The sequence below is a fragment of the Clostridium sp. AM34-11AC genome (genome assembly GCF_003435375.1).
GTDB classification, from domain to species: Bacteria; Bacillota; Clostridia; order Lachnospirales; family Lachnospiraceae; genus Pilosibacter; species Pilosibacter fragilis.
The window spans coordinates 1-3329 of sequence record NZ_QWGL01000075.1 but is presented as its reverse complement, the minus strand read 5'-3'; the positions used below and the strand labels follow the sequence as shown (position 1 = coordinate 3329).

Here is a 3329-nt window from a genome sequence, read left to right as displayed (position 1 = left end):
ATTTGAGGAGGTGTTCATATGAAGAGAGCATTGCTTTTTATTTTCATGACGGTTTGTGTATTAGGAATGTCCGCCTGCAGCAGCAAAGACGCCATGCCAGAAACATCAGATTCTGCCAGCAATCCGGTTCAGAATACAGATATCAGTAATCTGAATGGAGGAAAAATCTGGTCTGAACAAGATATTGTGTCGATGTTCTCTCTTGTGCAAGAAACAGATTGGGAATACATAGACTGTGTTTTAATTCCAGATCATGCTAGTGACCGTGTTGGTGCAGTACTCTTCCGGAACGATAAGGAGCAAACAAGCAATGTTGCGTTCTTTGATGCAGACGGATACTTTCAACAGTATGGCACATATGCAAGAATGTCTGACGAACCTGATTTTCAGTATCTCGGAGGTGGTGCGGTAACATTTAAGCTGGAAACAGAAGATGGTATAATCTATAACTACACGATCACAATCTCGATCGATGACAGTAATGTGAATTTTAAAGCGGAAGATGATTTGCCAAAATAAATTCAAGTTTGGAGAATTGAGAAAATCGGAATTTTGGAGGTTATTATGGCTTTTGATTTTAAAAAAGAGTATAAAGAATTCTATATGCCGAAGAACAAACCAGAGATTGTAAATGTACCTAAGGCAAATTATATTGCAGTTAGAGGAAAAGGCAATCCAAATGAAGAAGGCGGAGCATATCAACAAGCAATCAGTGTTCTATATGCTGTTGCATACACATTAAAAATGAGTTACAAGACTGATTATAAAATTGAAGGATTTTTTGAATATGTTGTTCCGCCATTGGAAGGTTTTTGGTGGCAGGATGATGTCGAGAGTGTAGATTATACAAATAAGTCTGCTTTCAGCTGGATTTCTGTTATCCGTTTGCCTGATTTCATTTCTAAAGCTGATTTTGACTGGGCGGTAGAAACAGCAACGAAAAAGAAGAAACTTGATTGTTCGTCAGCAGAGTATCTTACGATTGATGAGGGATTATGCGTTCAAATTATGCATATAGGTTCTTTTGATAATGAGCCAGCAACTGTTGCGCTTATGGATACTTATTTAGAACAAAATGGATATGTTAATGATATTAGCAAAGATAGGTTGCACCACGAGATTTATATGTCTGATGCAAGAAAGGTTGCCCCAGAAAAATGGAAAACTGTAATTAGACATCCAATTAAGAAAGCGTAAAATTATACATTTGGAGGTGGTAAACAATGAGAAAATGTGTAAAATGCGGAAAAGTTATGGTATCAGATTTAAGGCTTAAAGTAAATGGTGGTGGCTATGGGATTGTTGTTCGTGTAGATGAAAAGCAAAAGGCAACAATTATAGATGATGTAAAAGTTGCAGTCTGCCCAGAGTGCGGTTATACAGAAATGTACATAGAGGATTTAACTAATTTAAAAGATTAGGCGATAACTTCCAGTTTGACGGAGTAATGGATATGAAAATCCGAGAAGTGAACGAAAATAAAAAGCAATTTATATCATTATTGTTATTAGCTGATGAACAGGAGAGCATGGTTGATCACTATCTTGAAAAAGGTACTATGTATGTACTTGAAGATGGTAATGTAAAAGCTGAATGTGTTGTCACCGATGAAGGTAACGAAATACTTGAAATCAAGAATATCGCAGTCGATCCGGAAAATCAGGGAAAGGGCTATGGGAAAGCATTGATTGACTTCCTTGCAAGTAAATATGCAGATGAATATTCTATTTTGCAGGTTGGAACAGGTGACAGCCCGTTAACCATACCGTTTTATGAAAAATGCGGATTTGTCCGCTCTCACAATATTCCGAATTTCTTTACGGACAATTATGACCACCCAATTTATGAGGGCGGTGTACAGTTGATAGATATGATATATTTGCAAAGATGTTTATAACTTCCAGTTTTATTGACCAAGAAATCAAGGAGAATTCATTATGAGTGAGAAAACAGAGATTACTTTCATGCAAACAAGATTAATCCGGCTTGCTTCAGAAGAGTGGCATTTACCTGTTGAACAGATTATACACTTGTTTAAAGAGGCTGATGTACTTGGATATATAGAAAAATGTTATGGGATTTTTCATTGTGAAGGCGATGAAGCTGTGCTTGAAGATATTACTGAATTTTTGCAAGGAAAGGGGATAGAGATTAGTGCTTGAGTTAAAAGCTGGATTTGTTCTCTATCATGGAAGCTATTGTGAAGTAAAAGAGCCAGATCTTGTCAAATGTGCAAAGAGAAAAGATTTTGGGTAGGGATTTTATTTAACCACATCCAAGGAGCAGGCAGAAAGTTTTCTAAGAACCTCAATAGCCAAAGCAATCGCAACAGGAACAATTGAAGAGGGACAGAAGTTCGGATATATTTCGACTTTTGAATTCAAACTTTCAGGAAATCTTGCAATGCATATTTTTGAAAATGCAGATGTAGACTGGTTACATTGTATTGCAGCTCATCGAAAGAAAAAATGTTCATCGAACAGATTATGATGTTGACTTTTATGTAACAGGCTCCAATTCCAGAATGATGTCTTCGGAAATAGCGACTTACCTGACCGGACGATATGTTTCCTTTCGGATCTATACGCTTTCTTTTCAGGAATATCTGGAATTCAAGAAGCAGTATACACAGGTAAAGGATATCCATGCTGAACTGGCAGACTATATCCGCTTGGGTGGCTTCCCTGCAACACACCTGCGAGAGTATTCACAGGATGAGGTTTATACGATTGTCCGGGATATCTATAATTCCACGATTTTCTCAGATATCGTAAAGAGAAACCAGATTCGTAAGATCGACCAGCTGGAACGGGTGGTTCGGTACACATTTGCGAATGTGGGAAATTCATTCTCTGCAAAATCAATTTCGAATTATCTGAAATCAGTAAATCATGCTATCGACAATGAAACAGTGTATAGCTATCTGGAAAAGCTGGAGAAAGCATATCTCCTTCATCGTTGTTCTCGCTATGACCTGCGCGGAAAGGAGATTCTGAAAACGCAGGAGAAGTTTTATCTTGCCGATACTGCTTTGCGTTACAGCGTGCTGGGCTATACACCGGACAGCGTCGCTTCCAGTCTGGAAAATGTGGTGTATCTGGAGCTTTGTAGACGAGGCTATACCGTGACGATTGGGAAGACACCGGACGGTGAGGTCGATTTTGTGGCGCAGAAGCAAAATGACCGGTTGTATGTGCAGGTCACGCAGGAGATCAAATCCGAGAAGACAGAAAAACGTGAATATGAACGGCTACTGGAAATCCGGGATAACTATCCGAAGTATGTTTCGAGAACCGATGAATTTGCCGGAGGCAATTACCAAGGCATTA

6 protein-coding genes are annotated in these 3329 nt (G+C 38.6%); all 6 read left to right on the top strand.

The window, feature by feature from the left end:
* The first annotated feature begins 18 nt into the window (after positions 1-18).
* The gene (locus tag DW826_RS17645; RefSeq protein ID WP_002594812.1) at positions 19-519 is read left to right on the top strand and encodes a hypothetical protein; all 501 of its coding nucleotides are present in this window, start codon (positions 19-21) and stop codon (positions 517-519) included.
* A gap of 45 nt (positions 520-564) precedes the next feature.
* On the top strand, positions 565-1197 hold the full coding sequence (locus DW826_RS17640) for a GyrI-like domain-containing protein (RefSeq protein ID WP_117553327.1): 633 nt from the start codon (positions 565-567) through the stop codon (positions 1195-1197).
* A gap of 26 nt (positions 1198-1223) precedes the next feature.
* Positions 1224-1421: a zinc ribbon domain-containing protein gene (locus DW826_RS17635; protein ID WP_117553326.1), complete on the top strand. Its 198-nt coding sequence runs from the start codon at positions 1224-1226 to the stop codon at positions 1419-1421.
* A 32-nt stretch (positions 1422-1453) separates the two neighbouring features.
* On the top strand, positions 1454-1897 hold the full coding sequence (locus DW826_RS17630; protein WP_055191805.1) for a GNAT family N-acetyltransferase: 444 nt from the start codon (positions 1454-1456) through the stop codon (positions 1895-1897).
* A 40-nt stretch (positions 1898-1937) separates the two neighbouring features.
* Positions 1938-2162: a DUF3791 domain-containing protein gene (locus DW826_RS17625; RefSeq protein ID WP_015553412.1), complete on the top strand. Its 225-nt coding sequence runs from the start codon at positions 1938-1940 to the stop codon at positions 2160-2162.
* A gap of 284 nt (positions 2163-2446) precedes the next feature.
* Positions 2447-3329: ATP-binding protein (locus DW826_RS17615; RefSeq protein WP_242994149.1), on the top strand; the 883-nt coding region annotated here is incomplete at its 3' end.